The sequence below is a fragment of the Streptosporangium fragile genome, assembly GCF_039534445.1.
Classification (GTDB): Bacteria; Actinomycetota; Actinomycetes; order Streptosporangiales; family Streptosporangiaceae; genus Streptosporangium; species Streptosporangium fragile.
Window position 1 is genome coordinate 107765 of the sequence record NZ_BAAAVI010000012.1, and the last position, 23932, is coordinate 131696.

The 23932-nt window shown below is 70.9% G+C and carries 21 protein-coding genes; 5 read left to right on the top strand and 16 right to left on the bottom strand.

Annotated elements, in window-relative coordinates; translation table 11 throughout:
• Positions 1 to 20: 20 nt before the first annotated feature.
• On the top strand, positions 21 to 791 hold the full coding sequence (gene pgl, locus ABD841_RS10690; protein ID WP_344970214.1) for a 6-phosphogluconolactonase: 771 nt from the start codon (positions 21 to 23) through the stop codon (positions 789 to 791).
• A 16-nt stretch (positions 792 to 807) separates the two neighbouring features.
• Here pgl and add read toward each other — a convergent pair whose 3' ends face one another.
• Entirely contained in the window at positions 808 to 1836 is a 1029-nt protein-coding gene (gene add, locus ABD841_RS10695; RefSeq protein WP_344970216.1) for an adenosine deaminase, read from the bottom strand.
• A 262-nt stretch (positions 1837 to 2098) separates the two neighbouring features.
• Positions 2099 to 3130 (bottom strand): GNAT family N-acetyltransferase, encoded by a 1032-nt coding sequence (locus ABD841_RS10700; protein WP_344970218.1) that lies wholly within the window; start codon positions 3128 to 3130, stop codon positions 2099 to 2101.
• Between the two features lie 179 nt (positions 3131 to 3309).
• Here ABD841_RS10700 and ABD841_RS10705 point away from each other — a divergent pair, with 179 nt between their 5' ends.
• The 3 genes from ABD841_RS10705 to ABD841_RS10715 all read left to right on the top strand — a co-directional run bounded on the left by ABD841_RS10705 (position 3310) and on the right by ABD841_RS10715 (position 7321).
• On the top strand, positions 3310 to 4710 hold the full coding sequence (locus ABD841_RS10705) for an NAD(P)/FAD-dependent oxidoreductase (protein WP_344970219.1): 1401 nt from the start codon (positions 3310 to 3312) through the stop codon (positions 4708 to 4710).
• Between the two features lie 9 nt (positions 4711 to 4719).
• On the top strand, positions 4720 to 6333 hold the full coding sequence (locus ABD841_RS10710; RefSeq protein WP_344970221.1) for an amidohydrolase: 1614 nt from the start codon (positions 4720 to 4722) through the stop codon (positions 6331 to 6333).
• Between the two features lie 172 nt (positions 6334 to 6505).
• Complete coding sequence (locus tag ABD841_RS10715) at positions 6506 to 7321, top strand: MBL fold metallo-hydrolase (RefSeq protein ID WP_344970223.1); 816 nt, start codon at positions 6506 to 6508, stop codon at positions 7319 to 7321.
• Positions 7322 to 7408: 87 nt separating this feature from the next.
• Here ABD841_RS10715 and ABD841_RS10720 read toward each other — a convergent pair whose 3' ends face one another.
• The 7 genes from ABD841_RS10720 to gap form a co-directional block, all read right to left on the bottom strand.
• Positions 7409 to 8530: a hypothetical protein gene (locus ABD841_RS10720; protein ID WP_344970224.1), complete on the bottom strand. Its 1122-nt coding sequence runs from the start codon at positions 8528 to 8530 to the stop codon at positions 7409 to 7411.
• Between the two features lie 49 nt (positions 8531 to 8579).
• Positions 8580 to 9179, bottom strand: a complete 600-nt coding sequence (locus ABD841_RS10725) for a hypothetical protein (protein WP_344970226.1) — start codon at positions 9177 to 9179, stop codon at positions 8580 to 8582.
• A gap of 484 nt (positions 9180 to 9663) precedes the next feature.
• Entirely contained in the window at positions 9664 to 10011 is a 348-nt protein-coding gene (locus ABD841_RS10730) for an RNA polymerase-binding protein RbpA (RefSeq protein ID WP_084008585.1), read from the bottom strand.
• Positions 10012 to 10089: 78 nt separating this feature from the next.
• Positions 10090 to 10320, bottom strand: coding sequence for a preprotein translocase subunit SecG (secG, locus tag ABD841_RS10735; protein WP_344970231.1), 231 nt, complete (start codon positions 10318 to 10320; stop codon positions 10090 to 10092).
• 133 nt (positions 10321 to 10453) lie between these two features.
• Positions 10454 to 11242 (bottom strand): triose-phosphate isomerase, encoded by a 789-nt coding sequence (gene tpiA / locus ABD841_RS10740; protein WP_344970233.1) that lies wholly within the window; start codon positions 11240 to 11242, stop codon positions 10454 to 10456.
• Positions 11243 to 11276: 34 nt separating this feature from the next.
• On the bottom strand, positions 11277 to 12470 hold the full coding sequence (locus ABD841_RS10745; RefSeq protein ID WP_344970234.1) for a phosphoglycerate kinase: 1194 nt from the start codon (positions 12468 to 12470) through the stop codon (positions 11277 to 11279).
• A complete protein-coding gene (gap, locus tag ABD841_RS10750; RefSeq protein ID WP_344970236.1) occupies positions 12470 to 13474 on the bottom strand; it encodes a type I glyceraldehyde-3-phosphate dehydrogenase in 1005 nt (334 codons plus the stop codon). Before gap ends, ABD841_RS10745 begins: the two co-directional genes overlap by 1 nt.
• Before the next feature lie 216 nt (positions 13475 to 13690).
• Between gap and ABD841_RS10755 the strand changes: the two genes are divergently transcribed.
• Positions 13691 to 14188: a hypothetical protein gene (locus ABD841_RS10755; protein ID WP_344970237.1), complete on the top strand. Its 498-nt coding sequence runs from the start codon at positions 13691 to 13693 to the stop codon at positions 14186 to 14188.
• A 278-nt stretch (positions 14189 to 14466) separates the two neighbouring features.
• Here the strand turns inward: ABD841_RS10755 and whiA are convergent, their stop codons facing one another.
• From whiA to uvrA, 7 genes are all read right to left on the bottom strand, one after another.
• Positions 14467 to 15447, bottom strand: coding sequence for a DNA-binding protein WhiA (whiA, locus tag ABD841_RS10760; RefSeq protein ID WP_344970239.1), 981 nt, complete (start codon positions 15445 to 15447; stop codon positions 14467 to 14469).
• Between the two features lie 93 nt (positions 15448 to 15540).
• Entirely contained in the window at positions 15541 to 16476 is a 936-nt protein-coding gene (locus ABD841_RS10765) for a gluconeogenesis factor YvcK family protein (RefSeq protein WP_344970284.1), read from the bottom strand.
• A 146-nt stretch (positions 16477 to 16622) separates the two neighbouring features.
• A complete protein-coding gene (rapZ, locus tag ABD841_RS10770) occupies positions 16623 to 17495 on the bottom strand; it encodes an RNase adapter RapZ (RefSeq protein ID WP_344970240.1) in 873 nt (290 codons plus the stop codon).
• Positions 17492 to 19426 carry an excinuclease ABC subunit UvrC gene (gene uvrC / locus ABD841_RS10775; protein ID WP_344970285.1) on the bottom strand — a complete coding sequence of 645 codons (1935 nt, stop codon included), beginning with the start codon at positions 19424 to 19426 and terminating at the stop codon, positions 17492 to 17494. Before uvrC ends, rapZ begins: the two co-directional genes overlap by 4 nt.
• 263 nt (positions 19427 to 19689) lie before the next feature.
• The gene (locus tag ABD841_RS10780) at positions 19690 to 20148 is read right to left on the bottom strand and encodes a Rieske (2Fe-2S) protein (RefSeq protein ID WP_344970242.1); all 459 of its coding nucleotides are present in this window, start codon (positions 20146 to 20148) and stop codon (positions 19690 to 19692) included.
• 271 nt (positions 20149 to 20419) lie between these two features.
• Positions 20420 to 20845 (bottom strand): Rieske (2Fe-2S) protein, encoded by a 426-nt coding sequence (locus tag ABD841_RS10785; RefSeq protein WP_344970243.1) that lies wholly within the window; start codon positions 20843 to 20845, stop codon positions 20420 to 20422.
• Positions 20846 to 20945: 100 nt separating this feature from the next.
• Positions 20946 to 23786, bottom strand: a complete 2841-nt coding sequence (gene uvrA, locus ABD841_RS10790; protein ID WP_344970244.1) for an excinuclease ABC subunit UvrA — start codon at positions 23784 to 23786, stop codon at positions 20946 to 20948.
• Positions 23787 to 23932: the final 146 nt, after the last annotated feature.

The following is a 23932-nucleotide window of genomic DNA, read 5'->3' on the forward strand; positions in this document are numbered from 1 at the left end:
CCTCGGGAAAGAGAAGTTCCGTGAGCGTTCCCACTGTGATCATCCATCGTGACGCCGACGTGCTCGCCAAGGCCGTCGCCGCCCGGGTGATCGTCCGCATCGTCGACGCCCAGTCGGCCAAGGGCTCGGCCCACCTGGTCCTGACCGGGGGCACCGTCGGCATCGCCACCCTCGCCGAGATCGCCGCGTCCCCGGCACGGGACGCCGTCGACTGGCGCAACCTGGACATCTGGTGGGGCGATGAGCGCTTCCTGCCGAGCGGTGACCCCGAGCGCAACGAGACCGGCGCCCGCAAGGCACTCCTGGACCACGTCGACGTCAATCCCGCCCGGGTCCACGTGATGCGCGGCCCCGACTCGGGGATGACCGCCGAGGAGTCGGCGGAGGCCTACGCCGAGGAGCTGCGCCGCGCCGCCCGTCCCGAGGACCACGGGCCGGCGCCCGCGTTCGACCTGCTGATGCTCGGCATGGGCCCGGACGGGCACATCGCCTCGCTCTTCCCCGGCCTGCCCGCCCTGTACGACACCCGCTCGGTGGTCGCCGTGCACGGCTCTCCCAAACCGCCGCCCACCCGCATCTCGATGACCTTCCCGGTCGTCCAGGGCGCGAACGAGGTGTGGGTGGTCGCCGCCGGTGAGGAGAAGGCCGGGGCGGTCCGCCTGGCCCTGTCCGACTCCGGGCCCATGCAGGTGCCCGCCGCCGGCGCCCGGGGCCGCCGCACCCTCTTCCTCCTCGACCGGGCCGCCGCCTCGAAGATCCCCGCCTCGCTGGGCCGGGCCTCCTCTCCCTGACCCGCGGGCGTACGGGTCAGGCGGGCGTGACGGCGGCGGAGACGGCGGCGATCTCGTCCAGGACGGCCTTCCTGCTCTCGGAGTCGAGGCAGGACGCCTCGACCGCGTTGCGCGCCAGGGCGGCGAGGTCCTCCCTGCCCAGGCCCAGGTGGTGGGCCGCCACGCGGTACTCACCGGTCAGGGTGGTGGCGAACATCGGCGGGTCGTCGCTGTTGAGGGTGACGAACAGGCCCTCGGCCAGCAGCCGGGGCAGCGGGTGGTCCTCGATACGGGCGACCTGGCCGGTGCACACGTTGGAGGTGGGGCACACCTCCAGGGGGATCCGCCGCTCGCGCAGGTGGGCGACGAGGCGGGGATCGTCCAGGCAGGAGATGCCGTGGCCGACGCGCTCGGCGCCCAGGTGGTCGAGGACCTCCCAGATCGTCTCGGGGCCGGTCATCTCCCCCGCGTGGGGCAGGCTGCGCAGGCCCGCGGCCGTGGCGGCGCGGAAGGCGTCCCGGAAGGCGTCCCGGTGCTTCGGCCGCTCCTGCTCGATACCGGCCAGGCCGAAACCTACCAAATCATGGGGAGGTTCCTGGAGAGCGTGGTCCAGGGTGACCCGGGCGGCCTCGGCGCCGTACTCGCCCGGGATGTCGAAGATGTAGGCCACCCGCACCCCGTGCTCCTCGCGGGAGCGCCGGGCGGCCAGGTCCAGTGCCGCGGTGACCTCCCGTCTCGGCATGCCCACGACGTGGTGGGCGTACGGGGTGACGGTCAGCTCGACGTGGCGGCAGTTCTGCCGGGCGAGGTCGCGGGCCAGCCCCAGCACCAGGGTCGCCACGTCCTCGGGCTCGCGGACCAGGGCGTTGACCGCCCCGTAGACCCGGGCGAAGTGGGGGAAGTCGCGGAACCGGTAGAAGGCGCGCAGTTCCTCCTCGTCCACCGGCACGCCCCCGCCGGGGTGGCGGCGGGCGAGCTCCAGCACGGTCGGGACCGAGGCGGAGCCGATCAGGTGGACGTGGAGCTCGACTTTGGGCAGCGCGTCGATGAAGGCGTCGATGGTCATGCGGGCGACCCTACGCACGCCGTACCGGCTCCCGAAAGAGAATCCGATCGAATCTCACATCATTATGTAAGCTTTTCCCGCATGGTGGAGCGCGGGCCGCCGGGGCCTCCGGGTGGCCCGTGCGGCGCGGCGTCCTCGCGGGACCGACGCCCGGCGGGGCCCGGAGCATCTGCGCCTGCCCCCGCCGGGAGACGCAGAAAGAGCGGTCTCCCCGGTTCGCGATCCCTGAGCGATCCCGAACCGGGGAGACCACGTGATGGGTTCAACTCGGGGATGCCGTCGCCATCACGCCCACGGCCAGCCTGGCTTCCACCACGCCGGGGTCCTCGGTGTAGTTCAGGGTCGCGCCGAGCGAGACCAGGAGCCTGCGCATGCGCACGTTGTCGGAGAGCAGGGTGGCCCTGACCTCGGCGAACCCGAGGTCGCGGGCCTCGCGGACGAGGATCCGCGCCAGCGCGGTGCCCAGCCCCCTGCCCTGCCAGCGGTCCTCGACCAGGAAGGCGATCTCGGCGATGCCGGGGTCCGGGGTGAACATCAGGTTCGCCAGGGCGACCACCTGGCCGTCGTGCCCGGCGACGACGGAGTGGCCGCGGGTGCGGTCACAGAGCCGGTCGAAGACCTTGGGCGGCAGGATGGGCATCGAGGTGAAGTAGCGGAACCTGCGGGCCTCGGGCGAGCAGCGGTCGTGCAGGTCGCGGACCGCCTCACGGTAGAGCTGGGTGAGCGGCCGGATCTGGACCTCGGCGCCGTCGGAGAGCTTGAGGTCGCGGTCGGCGCCGGTCTGGTCGGCGGGCGGCTGCGCCAGCCGGACGAAGGAGGCGGCGCGGGCGGCCTCGGTCAGGGTGAAGGGCAGTTCGGCGCGGCGCACCCTGATCGCGCGGCGCGGGGCCACGGGCACGGTCAGCAGCGTCGGGTCGGGCAGGTCGCTCATCTCGGACCCGTAGACCCAGCGGGCGTCGTCGGCGCGCAGCAGCTCCGCCAGGAGCTCGGGCAGGCGCCAGGGCGACGTGCGCAGCCGGGAGGCCAGCAGGAGGACCCGCGTGGGCTCGTCGGTCAGCTCGTGGGCGGTGGCGGTGACCACCTGGACCCGCCGGCCACCCGCCGCCTCCAGCGCCTCGCGCACCGCCTCCGCCCCGGCGGGGATGTCCGTGACGAACTCGTCCACCGTGCCGTCGGCATCGGTCTGCACGCTCAGGCCCAGGATGTTGCCGCCCTTGGCCGCCAGGGCGGCGGCCAGCGAGGCCAGGCGACCCGGTCGCTCGTCGACAGTCGTACGAATCCTCAGAAACCCCATCAGAACGCTCCCTTTTGTCAGGGCATAGCCTTACCTGGCCCTGTTACGGAACTGCTACACATGAGTGAGCCCGTCGTTACACCTAGCAAGATCACTCATTACGCGGCAGGACGGCGGTTCTGCAACGGTTTCCGTGGCATGGTGCGCTCCGATACACGGATATAGCAGGATATGAGGCCATGAGTACGCGTGTTCCCCTGGCTGAGGATTTCGTCAACGGAGACGTCTCCTTCTGGTACCGCTCCCTCGGCATCCCCACCCCCGGCACTCCCCTCCCCGGCGACCGCGACGCCGACGTCGCCATCGTCGGGGCGGGCTACACCGGCCTGTGGACCGCCTACTACCTCAAGAAGGCCGACCCCGGCCTGCGGATCGTCATCCTGGAGAAGGAGTTCGCGGGCTACGGCGCGTCGGGCCGCAACGGCGGCTGGCTGGTCGGCGAACTCGCCGGCACCGCCGAGCGCTACGCGAAGACACACGGCGCGCCGGCCGCCAAGCGGCTCCAGCGGGTGATGTTCGAGTCGATCGACGAGGTCATCGCCACCGCCCGGGACGAGGCCATCGACGCCGACATCGTCAAGGGCGGGGTCACCACGGTCGCCACCAACGCCGCCCAGGACCGGCGGCTGCGCGAACTCCTGGCCCACGAGCGCCACTGGGGCTGGACCGAGGAGGACGTCCGGCTGCTGGAACCGGACGAGCGGGAGAGCCGGCTGCGGGTCGCGGGCGCGGTCAGCGCGATCTGGAGCCCGCACTGCGCCCGGATCCAGCCGGCCAAGCTGGCCCTCGGCCTGGCGAGGGCCGTACGGGACCTGGGGGTGGAGATCTTCGAGCGGACCCCGGTCACCGAGATCGTCCCGCACGAGGCCCGCACGCCGCGCGGGACGGTCCGCGCCGACTACGTCATCCGCGCGACCGAGGGCTTCACCGCCGAGCTGAAGCAGTACCACCGGGCGTGGCTGCCGATGAACAGCTCGATGATCGTCACCGAGCCGCTGGGCGACCTGTGGGACGAGATCGGCTGGGAGGGCTGCGAGCTGCTCGGCGACATGGCCCACTACTACATGTACGCCCAGCGCACCGCCGACGGCCGCATCGCGTTCGGCGGGCGCGGCAAGCCGTACCTGTACGGCTCACGCGTCGACGACCGCGGCCACACCCATGAGTGGACGGTCGAGGCGCTCTGGGAGCTGCTGACCGGGATGTTCCCCGCGGTGCGGGCGTCGAAGGTGGCGCACGCCTGGTCGGGGGTGCTGGGCGTGCCGCGCGACTGGTGCTCCACCGTCCACCTGGACCACGCCACCGGCATCGGCTGGGCGGGCGGCTACACCGGGCACGGGGTGACCACGACCAACCTCGCCGGCCGTACGCTGCGCGACCTCGTCCTGCGCCGGGACACGGAGCTGGTCTCGCTGCCCTGGGTCGGCCGCAGGGTGCGGGGCTGGGAGGTGGAACCGCTGCGCTGGATCGGCGTGCACACCATGTACGGCCTGTACCGCCGGGCCGACGCCCGGGAGAAGGCCGGACTGGGGCGGACCTCCGTGCTGGCCCGCGTCGCCGACACCATCACCGGACGCTGAGGAGACGAAGTGAGCGACATCCTGTTCCGCGGCGGGCGCGCCTTCCTCGCCGGCGGCGCCTTCGCCGAGGCGGTACTGGTCCGCGACGGCCGGATCGCGGCGGCCGGGCGGGAGTCCGACGTCGCCCGGCTGGCCTCCCCCGGCCACGAGACCGTCGACCTCGGCGGCGGCCTGCTGACCCCCGGCTTCACCGACGCGCACATCCACCCGGTCCAGGCGGGCCTGGAGCGGGCCAGGTGTGACCTGTCGGAGGTGTACGGGCTGGACGAGTACGTCGGGCGGATCGCCGCCTATGCCCGCGCCCACCCCGGCCGCGAGTGGATCGACGGCGGCGGCTGGGACATGTCCGCCTTCCCCGACGGGCTGCCGCACCGCTCGCAGATCGACTTCGTCGACCGCCCGGTCTACCTGCTCCAGCGCGACCACCACGCCGCCTGGGTGAACAGCAGGGCCCTGGAGCTCGCCGGGATCACCCGCGACACTCCCGATCCGGCCGACGGCCGGATCGAGCGCGACCCCGACGGCACACCGAGCGGGGTGCTGCACGAGGGCGCGATGGACCTGGTGGGCCTGCTGACTCCCCGCCCCACCGCCCGGGACCTGCACGACGCGCTGCTCGACGCCCAGAGCCACCTGTTCTCCCTGGGGATCACCGGCTGGCAGGACGCCGTCGTCGGCTCCTACGCGGGCTCCGACGACCAGCTGCCCACCTACGTCTCGGCCGCGGCCTCGGGCGCGCTCAAGGCCCGGGTGGTGGGCGCGCTGTGGTGGGACCGCACGCGCGGCGCCGAGCAGATCCCCGAGCTCGTGGAGCGGCGCGCGTCGGCCGCGGGCCTGGAGCGGTTCCGCGCCACCTCGGTCAAGATCATGCAGGACGGCATCACCGAGAACTTCACCGCCGCGGTGATCGAGCCCTACTGCCGCTGCGGCGGCACCGGCCTGTCGTACGTGGACCCGGAGCTGCTGAAGGGTTATGTCGCCGAGCTGGACCGGCACGGCTTCCAGGTGCACTTCCACGCGATCGGCGAGCGGGCCGTCCGCGAGGCGCTGGACAGCCTCCGGGGCAGCGACCCGGCCAACCGCCACCACATCGCGCACCTGCAGATCGTCGAGCCGTCCGATGTGCCGCGTTTCGCCGAACTCGGGGTGACGGCGAACCTGCAACCGCTCTGGGCCACCCACCACGCCCAGATGGACGAGCTGACCATCCCGTTCCTGGGCGAGGAGCGGTCGGCGTGGCAGTACCCGTTCGCCGACCTGCGGCGCGCCGGCGCCCGCTTCTGCGCCGGCAGCGACTGGCCCGTCTCCAACGCCGACCCGCTCCAGGGCATGCACGTGGCGGTGAACCGCACCGAACCGGGCAGCTCGGTGCACGCCGGCTACCCGACGGCGCAGACCCCGTTCCTGCCCGGCCAGCGGCTCGACCTGGCCACCGCGCTGACGGCCTACACCGCGGGCTCGGCCTGGATCAACCACGACGACGACGCGGGGACCATCGCCCCCGGCAACCGCGCCGACCTCGTCGTCCTGGACCGCGACCCGTTCACCGAGCCCCAGGCCGACATCTGGCGGACGGAGGTGGCCATGACCTTCGTCGGCGGCGAGCTCGTCCACCGGCGCTGACTCCCGGGTTCGTGCCGGGGCCGGTCGGGAGGGAACGCGGCCGCCGTTCCCCGCCTCCCGGGAGGGCCGCTACCCTCCTGGGAGGAGCCCGGGCGATCCGGAAGCCGGACGGGTTCCCGCCGGGTCCCGCGCCCCGCGCCGGGGGCGGGCACCCGTCCCCAGGGAGGACACCGTGAACGATCTGCCCATCTGCGTGACCTGCGGGGTCCAGTACGGCGGCCCACGCGAGAACTGCCCGATCTGCGAGGACGAGCGGCAGTACGTCGGCTGGGAGGGCCAGCGATGGACCTCCCTGAACGAGCTGCGCCGGGCCGGGCACCGGCCGAGGATCGCCCCGGAGGGCGACGGGGTGGTGGGGGTCGGCGTCGACCCCGCCACGGCCATCGGACAGCGCGCCCTGCTGGTGCGCACCCCCGCCGGCAACGTGCTGTGGGACATGGTCACCCACCTCGACGACGACGTGATCAAGCAGGTCACGGAGCTCGGCGGGATCGACGCCATCGCGATCAGCCACCCGCACTTCTACGGTTCGATGGTCGAGTGGGCGCACGTCTTCGACGCGCCGGTGTACGTCCACGCGGCCGACCGGCGCTGGGTGGCCCGCCCCGACGACTCCGTGGTCTTCTGGGAGGGCGACGCGCTGGAGATCCGCGAAGGGCTGACCCTGGTCAACGCGGGCGTGCACTTCGACGGCGGCCAGGTGCTGCACTGGCGTGACAGCGAGCAAGGGCACGGCGCCCTGTTCTCCGGCGACATCCTCCAGGTGGTGCCCGACCGCCGCTGGGTCAGCTTCATGTACAGCTACCCCAACCTCATCCCCGAGCGCCCCCGGACGGTCCGCCGCGCCCTGTCGCTGCTGGAGCCGTACCGCTTCGAGCGCGTCTACGGCGGCTGGTGGGGGCGGGTCGTGCACACCGACGGCGCCGAGGCCGTCCGCCGCTCCGCCGACCGCTACCTGCGCTTCGCCCTGGACGACGACCGGGAGTGAGGATCCCGGCGCCCGGGACGGGCGCCGGAGCGGCTCCCGCGCCGACCGCCGGGGCCGACGGCCGGGAAAGAGCGGGACAGCCCTCGCTCACCGCGGGATGAGGAACAGATCGCTCTCGCCGGGGGTGAACTCCAGCCGCATCGACTTGTCCTCGCGGAGCTCGATGACACGGTCACCGGCGTCGATGCCGTCGTCACGCGACCAGGTCGCCGGAAGCACGAGCACCCCCTTGCCGGTCCGCACCAGGAGCCTGAGCCCCTCGCAGCGGTAGCGGAAGGCGACGCGCTTGCCCTTCAGCGCGGTGCAGCGCACGCCGGGTGGGAACACGGGATCCTTGTCCGCGTAGACGACCACGCCCCTGCGACCTTCGAGCCGCGCCGCGGTCAGGCGCGCCTCCCGCGTCCCGACGTGCTCGGCGTACTCGTCGGTGGCCGCGAAGACTCCGACGGCCACGAGGAGCGCGACGAGCACCACCGAGAGCGTCCGCAGCCACAGCGGCGCCTGGACGGCGGCCCGTGCCGGGTGACCCGCCCGCCACTCCTGCCGCCCCAGCAGGCCGCAGTAGACGAGCAGGGCGACACCGCAGGACAGAGCGGTGTCGCGGGTCAGGAGGGGAGACGTCCGCACCGGCGTGTCACCGGCGACGGCCAGCGCGTCGAGCACGAGGAGGGCGCTCACGGACGTCACGGTCACCACGCCGGCGCGGAGGATCCTCCGGCCCCGCAGAATCCTTTCGCGGTCGGCGGGGCCGCAGCGGCGACGGCCTCCGATCCTCCGCCGGGCGAGCAGGAGCGCCGCGCCCCCGAGCAGGGCGACGCCTGCCGCGAAACCCGCCTGCGCGATCGCCGGGACTCTCCCCGCCGACCGGTTCAGCGGGGCGTCCGCCCAGATCAGCAGGGCCAGGACGGCGAACGCCGTGAGCGCGGCGGTCGCCGCCCGGACGGCGAGGCGCCCCCGGGGCAGCCGCTGCCCGTGCAGGATCAGCCGGTGTGCTCCGAGGACGAGGAGACAGAGCAGGACCAGGCCGAGCACGACGGTGTAGACGGAGGTGGAACTGCGCAGCAGATATTCCTGAATGCTGAAACCCAGCATGCTGTTGTCGATGCCGAAATAGACGGCGTAGGTCTGAGTGCGTTTCCACCCGAAGTAGAACCCCAACGCGGTGAGAAGGGTGGCCGGCGCGGCGATCAGCCCGATGGCCTCCACCACGTCACGGATCATGAGTGACCCGTCCGCCTGCCCTGGTTCCCCGGCTGATTCAGCCGTATTTGAGGCTGTCGACATCAATGCCCAGAATTCTGATCCACGGCACGAGCTCGGGCGGCGGTGTGTCCGCCTCGCACAGCGGCTGCGTTATCCGCCCGACTCCCGAATTATTGACCTCGTCCACCTCCGCCTGGGCCGCGATGCAGCGCCGTATCCATTCCTTCTGCGCATCGACCCACGCCCTGACCGCCGCCGCGATCTCCTGCGGGACGAAAGAACGGCCCAGTTGCGCCCCCTTGACCGGAGACGTCGAGGGGGGCGGATCGGCGGGCTGCCCCGGATCGGTGGGCGATGCCGGAGGAGAGACGTCTCCCGAAGGGGACGGCGAGGGGTCGGGCGGCGGGGCACTCGGCGTCGGCGTGCCGGTGGGGACGGGGACGTCCTCCACCACGTCGATGGCCTCGCGCTCCAGCTCGTCGCGCTCCTCCTCCGCCTTCTCGGCCTCCCGGTAAGCCTGCCGCACGTGCGACGGCGCGTCTTCGGGAAGCGTGAGCCCCGCCGACGTTCCGTCACCCCCGCAACCGGCGACGAGAAAGGCGGCGCACAGAAAGGCGACGATGGATCGCGACCCCGCGGCACTGCATCCACGCATGCTCTCTCCCACCAGGAAAGCCGGAAAATGCGGTTTCATCCACGACAGAGGGAAAACGTTGGAAAAGCACGGTGTGACACCGGAACAGCGCCGACACGGGTTTCGAACCCCTCAACGGGCCCGCTCTCCCGCCGGAAGCGCCCCACGCCGGCAAAACAAGAGTAATCAGCCGGTCGCATCGGGTAAACCGCTTTATTCCTCACCATCCGACCGCGTGCGCCGGACCGGCGCGGTCCTTCCCCGCGCCGTGGACACCGCATGGAGGACGCACGGGTCGTCGAAGGCGCGAGGCCGGGCGGCCGAGGTGCCGGAGCCGCCCACCCGGGCCGCGTCGCACCCGGCACGGGAGCCTACGCCCGGCACGAGGACTCGCACTCGGCACGCGAAAGGCCTCCGCGGGGGTTCCGCGGAGGCCTTTCACGTACGGCACCGGCCGGGCGCCGCCGGGTGACCCGGGCGGCGGGCGATGCCGGTGGAGGCGGTGCTAGTAGATCGGGCGCGAGGAGGAGCGCAGCCGCTCCAGCGCCTCGGCCAGGATCTGGGCGCCGTCCTTGTCGCTGCGACGCTCCTTCACGTACGCGAGATGCGTCTTGTAAGGCTCGTTGCGCGGCGGCGCGGGCGGATTGGCCTCGTCCTGACCGGCCGGGAGGCCGCACCGGGGGCAGTCCCAGAACTCGGGGATGGCCGCGTCGCTGGCGAAGCTGGGACGCGTCTCATGCATGTTGGCGCACCAGAAGGGGACCCTTACACGGGGAGCCGCCTCGCCGCGCTCCGCCTCCCCCATCGGGCCGGCGCCGACACGGCTGCCACGGATCGCGTTGCCACTACCCACGGATGAACTCCTCGCTCGATGGCCCCGGCACGTAGAGTGCGGGGCACTGAACCACTGTCACGCCTGTCGAGAGCCAGGTCAGGGCTTCAGAAGCAGACCCAGCGCGATGATGCAGACGAACCAGACCACACCGGTGATGATGGTGAGCCTGTCGAGGTTGCGCTCGACCACCGAAGAACCTCCGAACGACGACGAGAAACCGCCACCGAACAGATCCGAGAGACCACCGCCCTTGCCCTTGTGGAGCAGGACGAGCAGCACCATCAGCAAGCTCGACAGGATGAGGGCGATGGAGATTCCGATTGTCACCGTTGACCTGTTCCCTATGTGCGCGTGGCCCGCGTCCGGGCACGACCCTTGTGTGACGCCTGAGGCGTGACGATTCAAACCTGCTCTAAGAGGGTATGACCTGCTGTCAAGTCGTACCCCCCGAATGGCTCAGTCAGCCGGACATTTCACCGAAACGGCATAGTTTAACGAACTCCCCCGGATCGAGGCTCGCGCCACCGACCAGGGCGCCGTCGACATCGGGCTGGGCCATGATGCCGGCGATGTTGTCAGACTTGACCGACCCACCGTAAAGGATACGGACACCCGCGGCCACCTCGGCGTCGTACAGCTCGGCGAGTCGGGCCCGCAGAGCCCCGCAGACCTCCTGAGCGTCCTCGGGAGTGGCCACCTCGCCGGTGCCGATCGCCCACACCGGCTCATAGGCGAGCACAACGGACGCGACCTGCTCGGCGGTGACCTTGCGCAGTGCCCCGTCGAGCTGCGAGACGCTGAAGGCCACCTGCTCACCCGCCTGGCGGACCGGCAGGCCCTCCCCCACGCACAGGATGGGGGTGAGCCCGTGCCGGTAGGCGGCCAGCACCTTGGCGTTGACGACGTCGTCGTCCTCACCGTGGTACTGGCGCCGCTCCGAGTGGCCGATCGTGACGAACGTGCAGCCGAGCTTGGCGAGCATGGCCCCGGAGATCTCACCGGTGTAGGCGCCGCCGTCGTGCTGCGACAGGTCCTGCGCGCCGTAGACGATGCGCAGCTTGTCGCCGTCCACGAGGGTCTGCACGCTGCGCAGATCCGTGAACGGCGGGAGCACGGCGACGTCGACCTTGTCGAAGTCCTTGTCGTTCAGCGCGAACGCCAGCTTCTGGGTGTGCGCGATGGCCTCAAGGTGGTTGAGGTTCATCTTCCAGTTGCCGGCGATGAGCGGCTTGCGGGCTGTGGCGCTCATCGCTCGCTCACGACTCCTCGGTCACCGGTCCGGATCAATTGTCCTCCTCCAGGGCGACGAGACCGGGCAGGGTCTTGCCCTCAAGATATTCCAGGCTGGCGCCGCCACCGGTGGAGATGTGGGAGAACCCGTCCTCCGGGAGACCGAGCCGGCGCACCGCGGCCGCGGAGTCTCCACCGCCGACGACCGTGAAGGCGTCCGACCGTACCAACGCCTCGGCCACCGCGCGGGTTCCGCCGGAGAACGCCTCGAACTCGAAGACGCCCATCGGGCCGTTCCAGAACACGGTGCGCGCGTCGGCCAGCTTGCCCGCGAACAGCTCACGGGTGCGCGGGCCGATGTCGAGGCCCTGCCGGTCGGCCGGGATCGCGGTGACGTCGACCACCTCGTACTCGGCGTCCTCGGCGAACTCCGCGGCCGCCAGCACGTCGACCGGGAGGACGAGCTCCACGCCTCGCTTGGCCGCCTCGTCGAGGAAGCCGCGTACCTGGTCGAGCTGGTCCTCCTGGAGCAGCGACCGGCCCACCTCGTAGCCCTGGGCCTTCAGGAAGGTGTAGGCCATGCCGCCGCCGATGAGAAGCCGGTCGACCTTGGTGAGCAGGTTGCCGATGACACCGAGCTTGTCGGAGACCTTGGCACCGCCCAGCACCACGGCGTACGGCCGGTCGGGGGCCTCGGTCAGCTTCTCCAGCACCTTGACCTCGGCCAGCACCAGACGGCCGGCCGCGTGCGGGAGCAGCCTCGGCACGTCGTAGACGCTGGCGTGCTTACGGTGGACCGCGCCGAAGCCGTCGCCCACGTACAGGTCGGCGAAGGCCGCCAGCCGCTCGGCGAACGCCGCGCGCTCGGCGTCGTCCTTGGACTCCTCGCCGGGCTCGAAGCGCAGGTTCTCCAGGAGGGCCACCTGCCCGTCCTGGAGGGCCTCCACGGTGCCCCGGGCCGACTCCCCGACCACATCGGCGGCGAAGGCGACGTCGGTGCCCAGAAGCTCGCCCAGGCGCCTCGCGACCGGGGCCAGCGAGTACTCCGGGGTGGGCCGGCCCTTGGGACGGCCGAGGTGCGCGGTGACGATCACGCGCGCGCCCTTGCCGGTGAGCTCCCTGAGCGTCGGCACCGAGGCGCGGATGCGGCCGTCGTCGGTGATGACGTCCCCGTCGAGGGGGACGTTGAGGTCGGCACGGACGAGAACGCGCCGACCCGCCACGTCGAACTCGGACAGATCCTTCATCAGAGGTCGCGACCGACCAGCTCGATGAGGTCCGCGAGACGGTTGGAGTAGCCCCACTCGTTGTCGTACCAGCCGACGACCTTGACCTGGTTGCCGATCACCTTGGTGAGGCCGGCGTCCAGGATGCAGGACGACGGGTCGGTGACGATGTCGCTGGAGACGATCGGGTCCTCGGTGTAGGTGAGGTAGCCCTTGAGCTCGCCCTCGGCCGCCGCCTTGAGCGCGGCGTTGACCTCCTCGACGGTGGTCTCGCGGCCGACGTCGACGGTGAGGTCGGTGGCCGAGCCGGTGGGGATCGGCACGCGCAGCGCGTAGCCGTCGAGCTTGCCCTTGAGCTCGGGCAGCACCAGGCCGATGGCCTTGGCCGCGCCGGTCGAGGTCGGCACGATGTTCAGCGCGGCGGCGCGGGCGCGGCGCAGGTCCTTGTGCGGGCCGTCCTGCAGGTTCTGGTCCTGCGTGTAGGCGTGGATGGTGGTCATCAGGCCCTTCTCGATGCCGAAGGTGTCGTTGATGACCTTGGCCATCGGGGCCAGGCAGTTGGTGGTGCAGGACGCGTTGGAGATGATCGTGTGCTTGGCCGGGTCGTACTTGTCGTGGTTGACGCCCATCACGATCGTGACGTCCTCGTTCTTGGCCGGAGCCGAGATGATGACCTTCTTGGCGCCGTTGTCGGCGTGCACCTTGGCCTTGGTGGCGTCGGTGAACAGGCCGGTGGACTCCACGACGACGTCCACACCCAGGTCGCCCCAGGGCAGCTTGGCCGGGTCGCGCTCGGCGAAGGCCTTGATCGCCTTGCCGTCCACGATGATCTCGTCGGCGGTGCTCTTCACCTCGTAAGGCAGCCGGCCGAGAATGCTGTCGTACTTGAGCAGATGGGCGAGCGTAGCGTTGTCGGTCAGGTCGTTGACCGCAACGATCTCGATGTCCTTGCCGCTGGCAGCGACCGCACGCCAGAAGTTGCGGCCGATGCGGCCGAATCCGTTGACCCCTACGCGGATGCTCACGGTGCAGATCTCCTCGTACGTCGGTGCGCCGGTCGGTGGGACCGGCGGCTTGGGGCGGGCTGAAATCTCAACCACGAACCCTATCGGACCCAAATTGGTTTAGACCACTGGTGGGGTGGGCTCTGTTGTTCCTGAACCCATGAACAGGTATCGCCCTGTTCAAGTAAAGTGCCCGACTCGTCACTCCCAACACCTTCACCCCCTGTAGGACCTGCTATGAACGACAACGATCGGCCTTCGGCCGGCGGGCTCATGAGGGGCGCCGCCGCCGGTCTCGCGGGCGCCGTCGCCGGTGCCGCCGGCTACGGCGCGCTCCTCGGCGCCGCCGGGTACGGGGCCGGCTTCGCCGCCGTCGGGGTCGGCCTCCTCACCGGTCTCGCCGCGGCGGCGACCCGCCCCCGAAGCCCGGCGCTGCCGCCGCTGTGCGCCCTGCTCTCCCTCGCGGGCGCGGCGGCCGGGCAGTTCGCCGGACACGTCGTCATCTGGGCGGGCGCGGCGGGCGAGAAGTACGGCACAGCCCTCGCCCAGGTGCTCGACGCCTTCCCCCGCGCACTCAAGGAGGAGCCGGTCTCCTTCCTGTTCTGGGCGGCCGCCGCCTGCGCCGGCTTCGCCGTCGCGCACCGGGGCACCGGATCTGCCCGCGCCGTCTCGACCGTCCCGCAGCCGGACGAGGCGGACCACGCGGGCACCGCCGCCCCCGACCGGCGGCCCTGAGCCGCCCGCCTCCCGTACGACGGCCAGCCCTCCGCCCGGCACGGCCCGCCCTTTCGTCCGTCTGCCCCGGCCGTCCCCCGAACCGCGACCGCCGCCCCGGGACGGCCGGGGCGGTCGGGCCGACGGTCACCGGGCGATCAGGCTGGTCGGGGCGGCCCACGCGGGCCTGTACCGGGCGCCACCCGCCGGACCGGCGGACCCCCGCCGGTCGGGCGCGCCCTCGTCGGCGTCGGCGGGACGCGCGGTCCCTCGCCGGGCCTGCCGCCCGCGGTGGGCGCCTAGGGGGCCAGCATGTCGACGGTGAGGTTGGCCTCGGTGTTGGGGATGCCGATGTCCTGGGCGCGCTTGTCGGCCATGGCCAGCAGGCGGCGGATCCGGCCCGCGATGGCGTCCTTGGTCAGCGGCGGGTCGGCGAGCTGACCCAGCTCCTCCAGAGACGCCTGCTTGTGCTCCACACGCAGACGTCCGGCGATCACCAGGTGCTCGGGGGCGTCCTCACCGAGGATCTCCAGGGCGCGCTGGACCCTGGCGCCCGCGGCGACCGCCGCACGGGCCGAGCGGCGCAGGTTGGCGTCGTCGAAGTTGGCCAGCCGGTTGGCCGTCGCCCGGACCTCACGGCGCATCCGCCGCTCCTCCCAGGCCAGCACGCTGTCATGGGCGCCCAGCCGGGTCAGCAGCGCGCCGATGGCGTCACCGTCGCGAACCACGACCCGATCGACACCGCGGACCTCACGGGCCTTGGCGTGGATCTTCAGCCGCCTGGCCGAACCGACCAGCGCGAGCGCGGCCTCCGGCCCGGGGCAGGTGACCTCCAGCGACATGGAGCGCCCCGGCTCGGTCAACGAGCCGTGCGCGAGAAACGCCCCACGCCAGGCGGCCTCGGCGTCGCAGGTCGCTCCGGCGACGACCTGGCGCGGCAGACCGCGAACCGGACGGCCGTGGTTGTCGATCAGACCGGTCTGGCGGGCGAGCGCCTCGCCGTCGCGGTAGACCCGGACGAGGTAGCGCGAGCCCTTGCGCAGCCCGGCCGGGGCCAGCACGAGCACCTCCGCCTTGTGCCCGAAGACCTCGCCGATGTCCTTGATGAGCCGCCGGGCGGTGACGTTGGTGTCGAGCTCGGCCTCGATCACGATCCGGCCGCTCACCAGGTGCAACCCGCTTGCGAACCGCAGGAGCGTCGACACCTCGGCCTTACGGCAGCAGGGCTTCAGAACCGGCAGCCTGCTCAGCTCGTCCTTGACCACACCCGTCATCGCCATGTGCGTTCGTCCTCCCCCATACAGACCCCATGCGGCCCGAGATACATCAGGCTCACAGAAGTTTCTCGCACTCCTGAGCACCGCTGACCAGGATCAACGCTTCTCACGGAAAATCTCGTCCAGGACGGAGGCAAGACGTTGCGCATCGTGTCGCGGCGACCCGTCCTGTTCGGCGACGGAGGCCAGGACCAGCCGCCCGCCGAACCCGGCGGCGGCCTTCTCCAGCTCCTCCCGGTCGTCGGCCACCCCGGCGTCGGCGAGAACCACGTCGACTTCCAGGGAGGGCGCGTGCTCGCGCAGCACCTCCAGATGCTTCTGCGGGGAGAACCCGTCGGTCTCCCCGGGCTGGGGTGCCAGGTTCAGCGCGACCAGCCGGCGGGCACGCGTGCCGTGCAGCGCCTCGGACAGTTCCGGCACCATCAAATGGGGCAGCACGCTGGTGAACCAGGACCCCGGCCCGAAGATCACCCAGTCGGCGGCGAGGATCGCCTCGACGGCCTCGGGGCACGCCGGCGGATCCGTGGGAACCAGCGAGATGGCCCGGACCCGGCCCGGGGTGAGCGCGCAGGCCACCTGGCCGCGCACCGTGCTCACCCGGCCGTCCAGCTCCACCTCGGCGACGATGTCGAGCGGTACGGACGACATCGGCAGCACCCGCCCGTGCGCGCCGAGCAGCCGTCCGACCCAGTCGAGCCCGGCGACCGTGTCGCCCAGGCGCTCCCATAGGGCCACGATCAGCAGGTTGCCGATCGCGTGACCGTGCAGCTCGCCTTCACTGCGGAAACGGTGCTGGACGACCTCGCTCCAGGTGCGGCCCCACTCGTCGTCGCCGCACAGCGCGGCCAGGGCCATCCTCAGGTCACCGGGGGGCAGCACGCCGAGCTCCCGGCGGAGCCGGCCGCTCGATCCCCCGTCGTCGGCCACCGTGACCACCGCGGTCAGCTGTGAAGTGACCCGCCGTAACGCCGACAGCGAGGCGTACAGCCCGTGCCCGCCCCCCAGCGCGACGACCTTGGGCCCCTCGTTCACTCCCGGCTCGCGCCTGTGCCCTTCACGCACTCCCGGCTCGTACTCGGGCCCCTCGCCCACACCCGGCCCGCACCTGTGCCCTTCACGCACTCCCGGCTCGTACTCGGGCCCCTCGCCCACACCCGGCCCGTACTTGAGACCTTCACTCACTCCCGGCCCACATCCCGATGACTCACCTGCACGTCCATCCCACCCCGGTCCCGCAGCCGCGCGGCGATCTGCTCGGCCATGGCGACGCTGCGATGCTTGCCGCCGGTGCAGCCGACGGCGAGCGTGGCGTAGCTCTTGCCCTCGCGGGTGTAACCGGAGGCGATGATGCCCAGCACCTCCTCGTAAGCGTCGAGGAGCTCCTTCGCACCCGCTTGGTTGAGAACGTACTCCCGTACGGGGGCATCGAGGCCATTCATCGGACGGAGTTCGGGAACCCAGTGAGGATTGGGCAGGAAGCGGCAGTCGACGACCAGGTCGGCGTCGACCGGAAGGCCGTACTTGTAGCCGAAGGAGACCACGTTGACACGGAGCCCGGGCCGGTTCTCGCCGCCGAAGAAGGCGACGATCTTGCCCCGGAGCTCGTGAACGTTGAGGTTGGAGGTGTCGATCACCAGATCGGCGTTCGCTCGGACCTCGCGCAGGATGCCGCGCTCACGCGCGATCCCGTCGACCAGGCGGCCGTCTCCCTGAAGCGGGTGGGGGCGGCGGACGTTCTCGAACCTGCGGACCAGTTCCTCGTCACTGGCCTCCAGGAACACCACGCGCACACCGACACCGCGGCCCTCCAGCTCCTCGATCGCGGTGTTGAGGTCGGTGGTGAAGGCCAGGCTCCGCACGTCGACGACCGCGGCCACCTTGTCGGCGGCGAGCTTGACCCGCCCCGCCTCCTCCGCCATGGCGAACAGCAGGCCCGGCGGCAGGTTGTCGATGACGAACCAGCCCAGGTCCTCCAAGGCCTTGGCGGCGGTGCTCCGCCCCGCCCCGGACATTCCGGTGACGACGACGAAGGCTGTGTCTGTCTCGCTCATGGATTTCGCCCCTTCAAGGCCGACACGATCGTCTCGGCCGTCGAGGGGCCGATCCCTGGGACCTCGCAGATCTGCGCCGCGGTCGCCTCCCGCAGCCGCTTGACCGATCCGAAATGCTTGATCAGCGCCTGCCTGCGGGCCGGGCCGAGGCCGGGGACCTCGTCCAGAGCGCTCTCCTTCACGCTCTTCGACCGCTTGGATCGATGGTAGGTGATGGCGAAGCGATGGGCCTCGTCACGTACTCGCTGCAGCAGGTAAAGGGCCTCGCTGGAACGGGGCAGGATCACCGGCAGGTCCTCGCCGGGAAGCCAGACCTCCTCCAGCCGCTTGGCCAGGCCGCAGACCGCCACGTCGTCCACGCCCAGCTCGTCGAGAGCTCTGCGGGCGGCGGCCGCCTGGGCGGGACCGCCGTCGACGACGACCAGGTGGGGAGGGTAGGCGAACTTGCGCGGCTTGCCGGTCTCCGGATCGATGCCCGGGGTCGCCGTGCCGTCACCGGGCTCCGCCCCGGCGTCGGCGTCGAGGTCACCGGTGGCGGAGCGCTCCTCCAGGTAGCGCTTGAACCGACGTGAGATCACCTCGTGCATGGAGGCGACGTCACCTTCGGTGGACCGCACGGAGAATCTGCGGTACTCGCTCTTGCGAGCCAGGCCGTCCTCGAACACCACCATCGAGGCCACCACGTTGGTGCCCTGGATGTGGGAGACGTCGTAGCACTCGATACGCAGCGGCACCTGGTCGAGGCCGAGGGCGTCGGCGACCTCCTGCAGCGCCCTGCTCCGCGAGGTCAGGTCACTGGCCCGCTTGAGCTTGTGCTGGTTGAGGGCCTCCTTGGCGTTGCGTTCGACGGTCTCCAGCAGTGACCTCTTGTCGCCGCGCTGCGGGACCCTGATCTCCACTCGTGCCCCGCGGTGCTCGCCCAGCAGCTCCGCCACCGCCTCGGCGTCGGGAGGCAGGGCGGGGACCAGCACCTCCCTGGGCAGCGACTCGGCGGCCGCGTCGCCGTACATCTGCAGCAGGAACTGCTCGACCAGTTCGCCGGGGCCCGCCTCCTCGACCTTGTCGACCACCCAGCCGCGCTGGCCCCTGATGCGCCCGCCGCGGACGTAGAACACCTGGACCGCGGCCTCCAGCGGATCCTCCGCCAGGGCGATCACGTCGCAGTCGGTGTTGTCGCCGAGCACCACGGCCTGCTTCTCCATCGCCCGCTGGAGCGCCTGGATGTCGTCGCGCAGCCGGGCGGCCCGCTCGTACTCCTGTTCGGCGGCGGCCTCGCGCATCTCGCGCTCCAGCCGCCTGATGAACCGGCCGGTGGCACCGGCCATGAAGTCGCAGAAGTCTTCGGCCAGCTCGCGGTGCTCCTCGACGGTGACCCTGCCGACGCAAGGCGCGGAGCACTTGTCGATGTAACCCAGCAGGCAGGGGCGGCCGACCTGCCCCGCCCGCCGGAAGACGCCCGTCGAGCAGCTCCTGATCGGGAAGACCCGGAGCAGCAGGTCGACGGTCTCCCGGATCGCCCAGGCGTGGGAGTAGGGGCCGAAGTATCGGGTGCCCTTGCGCTTGGCCCCGCGCATCACCTGGACGCGGGGGAACTCCTCGCCCATGGTGACCGCGAGGTAGGGGTAGGACTTGTCGTCGCGGTATTTGACGTTGAACCGCGGGTCGTACTCCTTGATCCAGGAGTATTCGAGCTGGAGGGCCTCGACCTCGGTGCCGACGACCGTCCAGTCGACGCCGGCAGCGGTCGTGAGCATGGTCTGGGTGCGCGGGTGCAGGCCCGCGAAGTCTGCGAAATAGGAGTTGAGCCGCTGGCGGAGGCTCTTGGCCTTGCCCACGTAGATGACCCGGCCTTCGGCGTCTTTGAACCGGTAGACACCGGGGGACTCGGGAATCGACCCCGGCTTCGGCCGGAAACCCGCCGGACCGTTCACAGATCTCGCCACACGGAAAGCCTATCGGCCCTCACCGACAGGATTCCTGCCCTCGCGACCCCCAGCCGGGACCCCGCCGGGAGATCCCGGGCTCGGCTCCCGCCATGGCGCCGGGGCGGGGTTCCGGAACGCGCGGGCGTGGCCCGATGGCACGCACAGGGCCGAGCGAGATACGCAAGATCCAGCGAAGCATGCAAGAGACGGGTGAAAACCGCGAGACCCGACCACCGAGGCGGTCCCCGGCGGCCGGGTCTCGCCGGTGCTCAGGCGAGGGTGATGGAGTCTCCCTCGACCTTGATCTGCTTCTCCTCCAGCGGCTTCGTCGCCGGACCGTTCGACACGGAGCCATCCTGGATCTTGAACTTGCTGTTGTGGCACGGGCAGACGATCGCGCCGTCCGCGACGCTGTCCACGTCACACCCCTGGTGGGTGCAGACGGAGCTGAAAGCCTTGAACTGCCCGGCCGCGGGCTGGGTGATAACGATCTTCTGGTCCTTGAAGACCTTGCCGCCCCCCTCGGGGATGTCGGAGGTCTTGGCCAGTGCCTGTGCCCCGGAACCGCCCGACTCGGCGCTGGAACCGGCCTCCGGCGCCGACGACGTGCTGGCGGAGGTGTCACCACCCGCGGCCGACTCACCGTACCCCGAGCACGCCGTCAGCACCGCGGTCACACCGGCACCTCCGGCGCCCAGTATCACCGCACGGCGCGTGGTCTCTGTCATGGTCACCTTCCCAGGATCGTCATCATCTTCAGGTACGGCCCGGAGCCGATGACGGTTCAGCATGCCGTACGCCGTGTCAGAAAACTGTGAAGAAATGCACGCACAGCGCATCTTCTGGAACGGTGAGCAGTCGTTCCGGAGGCTTCCCCGGCCGCGGTTCCGGACCGCCCGTCCCCTCACCTGGGAAGACTCTTGCCCGGCCCGGCGCGGCCGCGTCCAGCGGTGAGATCTCGTTCGTCGGGAAGGCCGCGCCCGGCGGTGACCGGCGACGTCAGACCATGACGATCCCGTCGCCGTCGACGCGCAGCGCGAACTCCGCCAGCGGGGCCTCCGCCGGGCCCTTGAGGCACTTGCCGGAGTCGGCGGCGAACTCGCTGCCGTGGCAGGGGCAGCGGATGACGCCGTCACCGACGCGCCCCACCGCGCACCCCCGGTGCGGGCAGCTCGCGGTGAACGCCTTGAACACCCCCGAGGTCGGCTGGGTTATCACGATCTTCCACTTGGTGATCACCTTGCCGCCGCCCACGGGGATGTCCGCGGTCTGGGCGATGACCTTCCCCTTGATCCCCGGCGGCACGATGGCCGGCGCCGGCTCGCCGCTCCCGCACCCGGTCAGCACCGCTCCGCACGCGGCGACCCCCGCGGCGCCGATCACATGCCTGCGCGTGGGCATGGTGGAAACGTCATCACTGCTCATTGCGGCCCTTCTCGCCTGATGTCCCCGCCCTGACGTCCCCGTCGGAACCGAACTCCCGCACCAAGGGTATTGACGGGGGAGCCCGGTCCCGCATCCGGCCTCAGGTGCCCAGGATCTTCCGCAGGAAACGGCCGGTGTGGCTCTCCTCCACCAGGGCGACCTCCTCGGGCGTGCCGGTGGCGATCACGGTGCCTCCCCGGGAGCCGCCCTCCGGGCCCATGTCGATCAGCCAGTCGGCGGTCTTGATCACGTCGAGGTTGTGCTCGATGACGATGACCGTGTTACCGCCGTCGACGAGCCTGCCGAGCACGCCGAGCAGCCGCCGGATGTCCTCGAAGTGCAGGCCGGTGGTGGGCTCGTCCAGCACGTAGATCGTCCGGCCGGTGGAGCGGCGCTGCAGCTCGGCGGCGAGCTTGACGCGCTGGGCTTCACCGCCGGACAGGGTCGTGGCGGGCTGGCCGAGCCGGACGTACCCCAGGCCGACGTCGTTGAGCGTCTGCAGGTAACGCTTGATCGCCGGAATGGAGTCGAAGAAGCCCAGGGCCTCCTCGATCGGCATGTCGAGCACCTCGGCGATCGTCTTGCCCTTGTAGTGGACCTCCAGGGTCTCCCGGTTGTAGCGGGCCCCGTGGCACACCTCGCAGGGCACGTAGACGTCCGGCAGGAAGTTCATCTCGATCTTGAGGGTGCCGTCTCCGGAGCACGCCTCGCACCGGCCGCCCTTGACGTTGAAGCTGAAGCGGCCCTTCTGGTAACCCCGGACCTTGGCCTCGGTGGTCTGCGCGAACAGGTCGCGGACCTTGTCGAAGACGCCCGTGTAGGTCGCCGGGTTGGAGCGGGGGGTGCGGCCGATGGGCGACTGGTCGACGTGCACGACCTTGTCGACCAGGTCCATCCCGGTGACCCGCGAGTGGCGGCCCGGCACGGTGCGCGCGCCGTTGAGCTCCTTGGCCAGCGCGTTGTAGAGGATGTCGTTGACCAGCGTGGACTTGCCGGACCCGGAGACGCCGGTGACCGCGGTGAACACGCCCAGGGGGAACTCGACGTCGACGCCCTTGAGGTTGTGCTCGCGGGCGCCCTTCACCGTGATCTGCCGCTTCCTGTCGCGCTTGCGGCGGGCGGCGGGGATGGCGATGCTCCTGCGCCCCGACAGGTAGGCGCCGGTCATCGAGTCCTCGCAGGCCAGCAGCTCGGAAACCGGACCGGAGACGACGACCTGGCCGCCGTGCTCACCGGCGCCCGGACCGATGTCGACCACCCAGTCGGCGGCGGCGATCGTGTCCTCGTCGTGCTCGACCACGATCAGCGTGTTGCCCATGTCACGGAGCCTGAGCAGGGTCTCCAGCAGGCGCTGGTTGTCGCGCTGGTGAAGACCGATGGACGGCTCGTCCAGGACGTACAGCACCCCGACCAGGCCGGAGCCGATCTGGGTGGCCAGCCGGATGCGCTGGGCCTCCCCACCGGCGAGAGTGCCGGAGGCCCGGTCCATCGTCAGGTAGTCGAGGCCGACGTCGAGCAGGAAGCCCATTCGGGCGTTGATCTCCTTGACCACCCGCTCGGCGATGTGCATGTCGCGCTCGGAGAGCTTCAGCCCCGCCAGGAACTTCGCGCACTCGCCGATCGACAGGGCGGAGACCTCGGCGATCGAACGGCCGTCGACCGTGACGGCCAGGGAGACGGGCTTGAGCCTGGCCCCCTTGCAGGCCGGGCACGGGATCTCCCGCATGTAGCCCTCGTACTTCTCCCGCATGCCGTCGCTGTCGGACTCGGCGTGGCGGCGCTGCACCCAGGGGATCGCCCCCTCGAAGGTGGTGTAGTAGGAGCGCTGGCGGCCGTAGCGGTTGCTGTAGCGGACGTGGACCTGCTCGTCGTGGCCGTTCAGCAGGGCCTTCTGCGCCTTCTTGGGCAGCCGCTCCCACGGGGTGTCGAGATTGAATCCCATGGCCAGGCCGAGCGCCTCGACGAGGCGGACGAAGTAGTCGCTGGTGTGGCCACCGGCCCACGGGGAGATCGCGCCCTCGCCCAGGGTCTTCTCCGGGTCGGGCACGATCAGCTCGGGATCGACCTCCATCCGGACGCCCAGGCCGGTGCACTCCGGGCAGGCCCCGAAGGGCGAGTTGAAGGAGAACGAGCGGGGCTCGAGCTCCTCGAACGACAGGTCGTCGTAGGGGCAGTAGAGGTGCTCCGAGTAGAAGCGCTCGCGGTTGGGATCGTCGTCGGGGAGGTCGACGAACTCCAGCGTGATCGTGCCGCCCGACAGCTGCAGGGCGGTCTCCACCGACCCGGTCAGGCGGCTGCTCGCCCCTTCCTTGACCGCGAGACGGTCGACGATCACCTCGATGTCGTGCTTCTCCTGCTTCTTCAGCGTCGGCGGCTGGTCCAGCCGGACCACCGTGCCGTCGACGCGCGCGCGGGCGAAGCCCTTGGCCTGTAGCTGACTGAACAGCTCGGCGTACTCGCCCTTGCGGCCGCGGACCACCGGGGCGAGCACCTGGAAACGGGTGCCCTCCGGAAGCTCCATCACCCGGTCGACGATCTGCTCCGGGCTCTGCCGGGCGATCGGGCGGCCGCACTGCGGGCAGTGCGGCTTGCCGATGCGCGCCCACAGCAGGCGCAGGTAGTCGTAGACCTCGGTGATCGTGCCGACGGTCGAGCGGGGGTTGCGGCTGGTCGACTTCTGGTCGATCGACACCGCGGGTGAGAGGCCTTCGATGAAGTCGACGTCGGGCTTGTCCATCTGCCCGAGGAACTGGCGCGCGTACGCCGAGAGCGATTCGACATAGCGGCGCTGGCCTTCGGCGAAGATGGTGTCGAAGGCCAGGCTGGACTTGCCCGACCCGGACAGTCCGGTGAAGACGATCAGAGAGTCTCGCGGCAGGTCCAGCGAGACGTCCTTGAGGTTGTGTTCACGTGCGCCACGCACGATGAGGCGGTCAGCCACAGCAGTCCCGACGTCGGTGTTGAAGGGTCAAGAGCGGTCGCGGGAAGACTAGCGAGCGGGTCCGACAATTTTGCGGACCGGCGTCCGGGGGGCGTGGGGTTCCCCGCCCTCCCCAGGGTACGGCCTTCTCCTGCGTCCTAGGGGTC

Coding starts and splice junctions, on each gene's coding strand:
- add (WP_344970216.1), bottom strand. CDS start 1,836: ATGACCATCGACGCCTTCATCGACGCGCTGCCCAAAGTCGAGCTCCAC.
- ABD841_RS10700 (WP_344970218.1), bottom strand. CDS start 3,130: ATGGGGTTTCTGAGGATTCGTACGACTGTCGACGAGCGACCGGGTCGC.
- ABD841_RS10705 (WP_344970219.1), top strand. CDS start 3,310: ATGAGTACGCGTGTTCCCCTGGCTGAGGATTTCGTCAACGGAGACGTC.
- ABD841_RS10725 (WP_344970226.1), bottom strand. CDS start 9,179: ATGCGTGGATGCAGTGCCGCGGGGTCGCGATCCATCGTCGCCTTTCTG.
- tpiA (WP_344970233.1), bottom strand. CDS start 11,242: ATGAGCGCCACAGCCCGCAAGCCGCTCATCGCCGGCAACTGGAAGATG.
- ABD841_RS10745 (WP_344970234.1), bottom strand. CDS start 12,470: ATGAAGGATCTGTCCGAGTTCGACGTGGCGGGTCGGCGCGTTCTCGTC.
- ABD841_RS10755 (WP_344970237.1), top strand. CDS start 13,691: ATGAACGACAACGATCGGCCTTCGGCCGGCGGGCTCATGAGGGGCGCC.
- whiA (WP_344970239.1), bottom strand. CDS start 15,447: ATGGCGATGACGGGTGTGGTCAAGGACGAGCTGAGCAGGCTGCCGGTT.
- rapZ (WP_344970240.1), bottom strand. CDS start 17,495: ATGAGCGAGACAGACACAGCCTTCGTCGTCGTCACCGGAATGTCCGGG.
- ABD841_RS10780 (WP_344970242.1), bottom strand. CDS start 20,148: ATGACAGAGACCACGCGCCGTGCGGTGATACTGGGCGCCGGAGGTGCC.
- ABD841_RS10785 (WP_344970243.1), bottom strand. CDS start 20,845: ATGAGCAGTGATGACGTTTCCACCATGCCCACGCGCAGGCATGTGATC.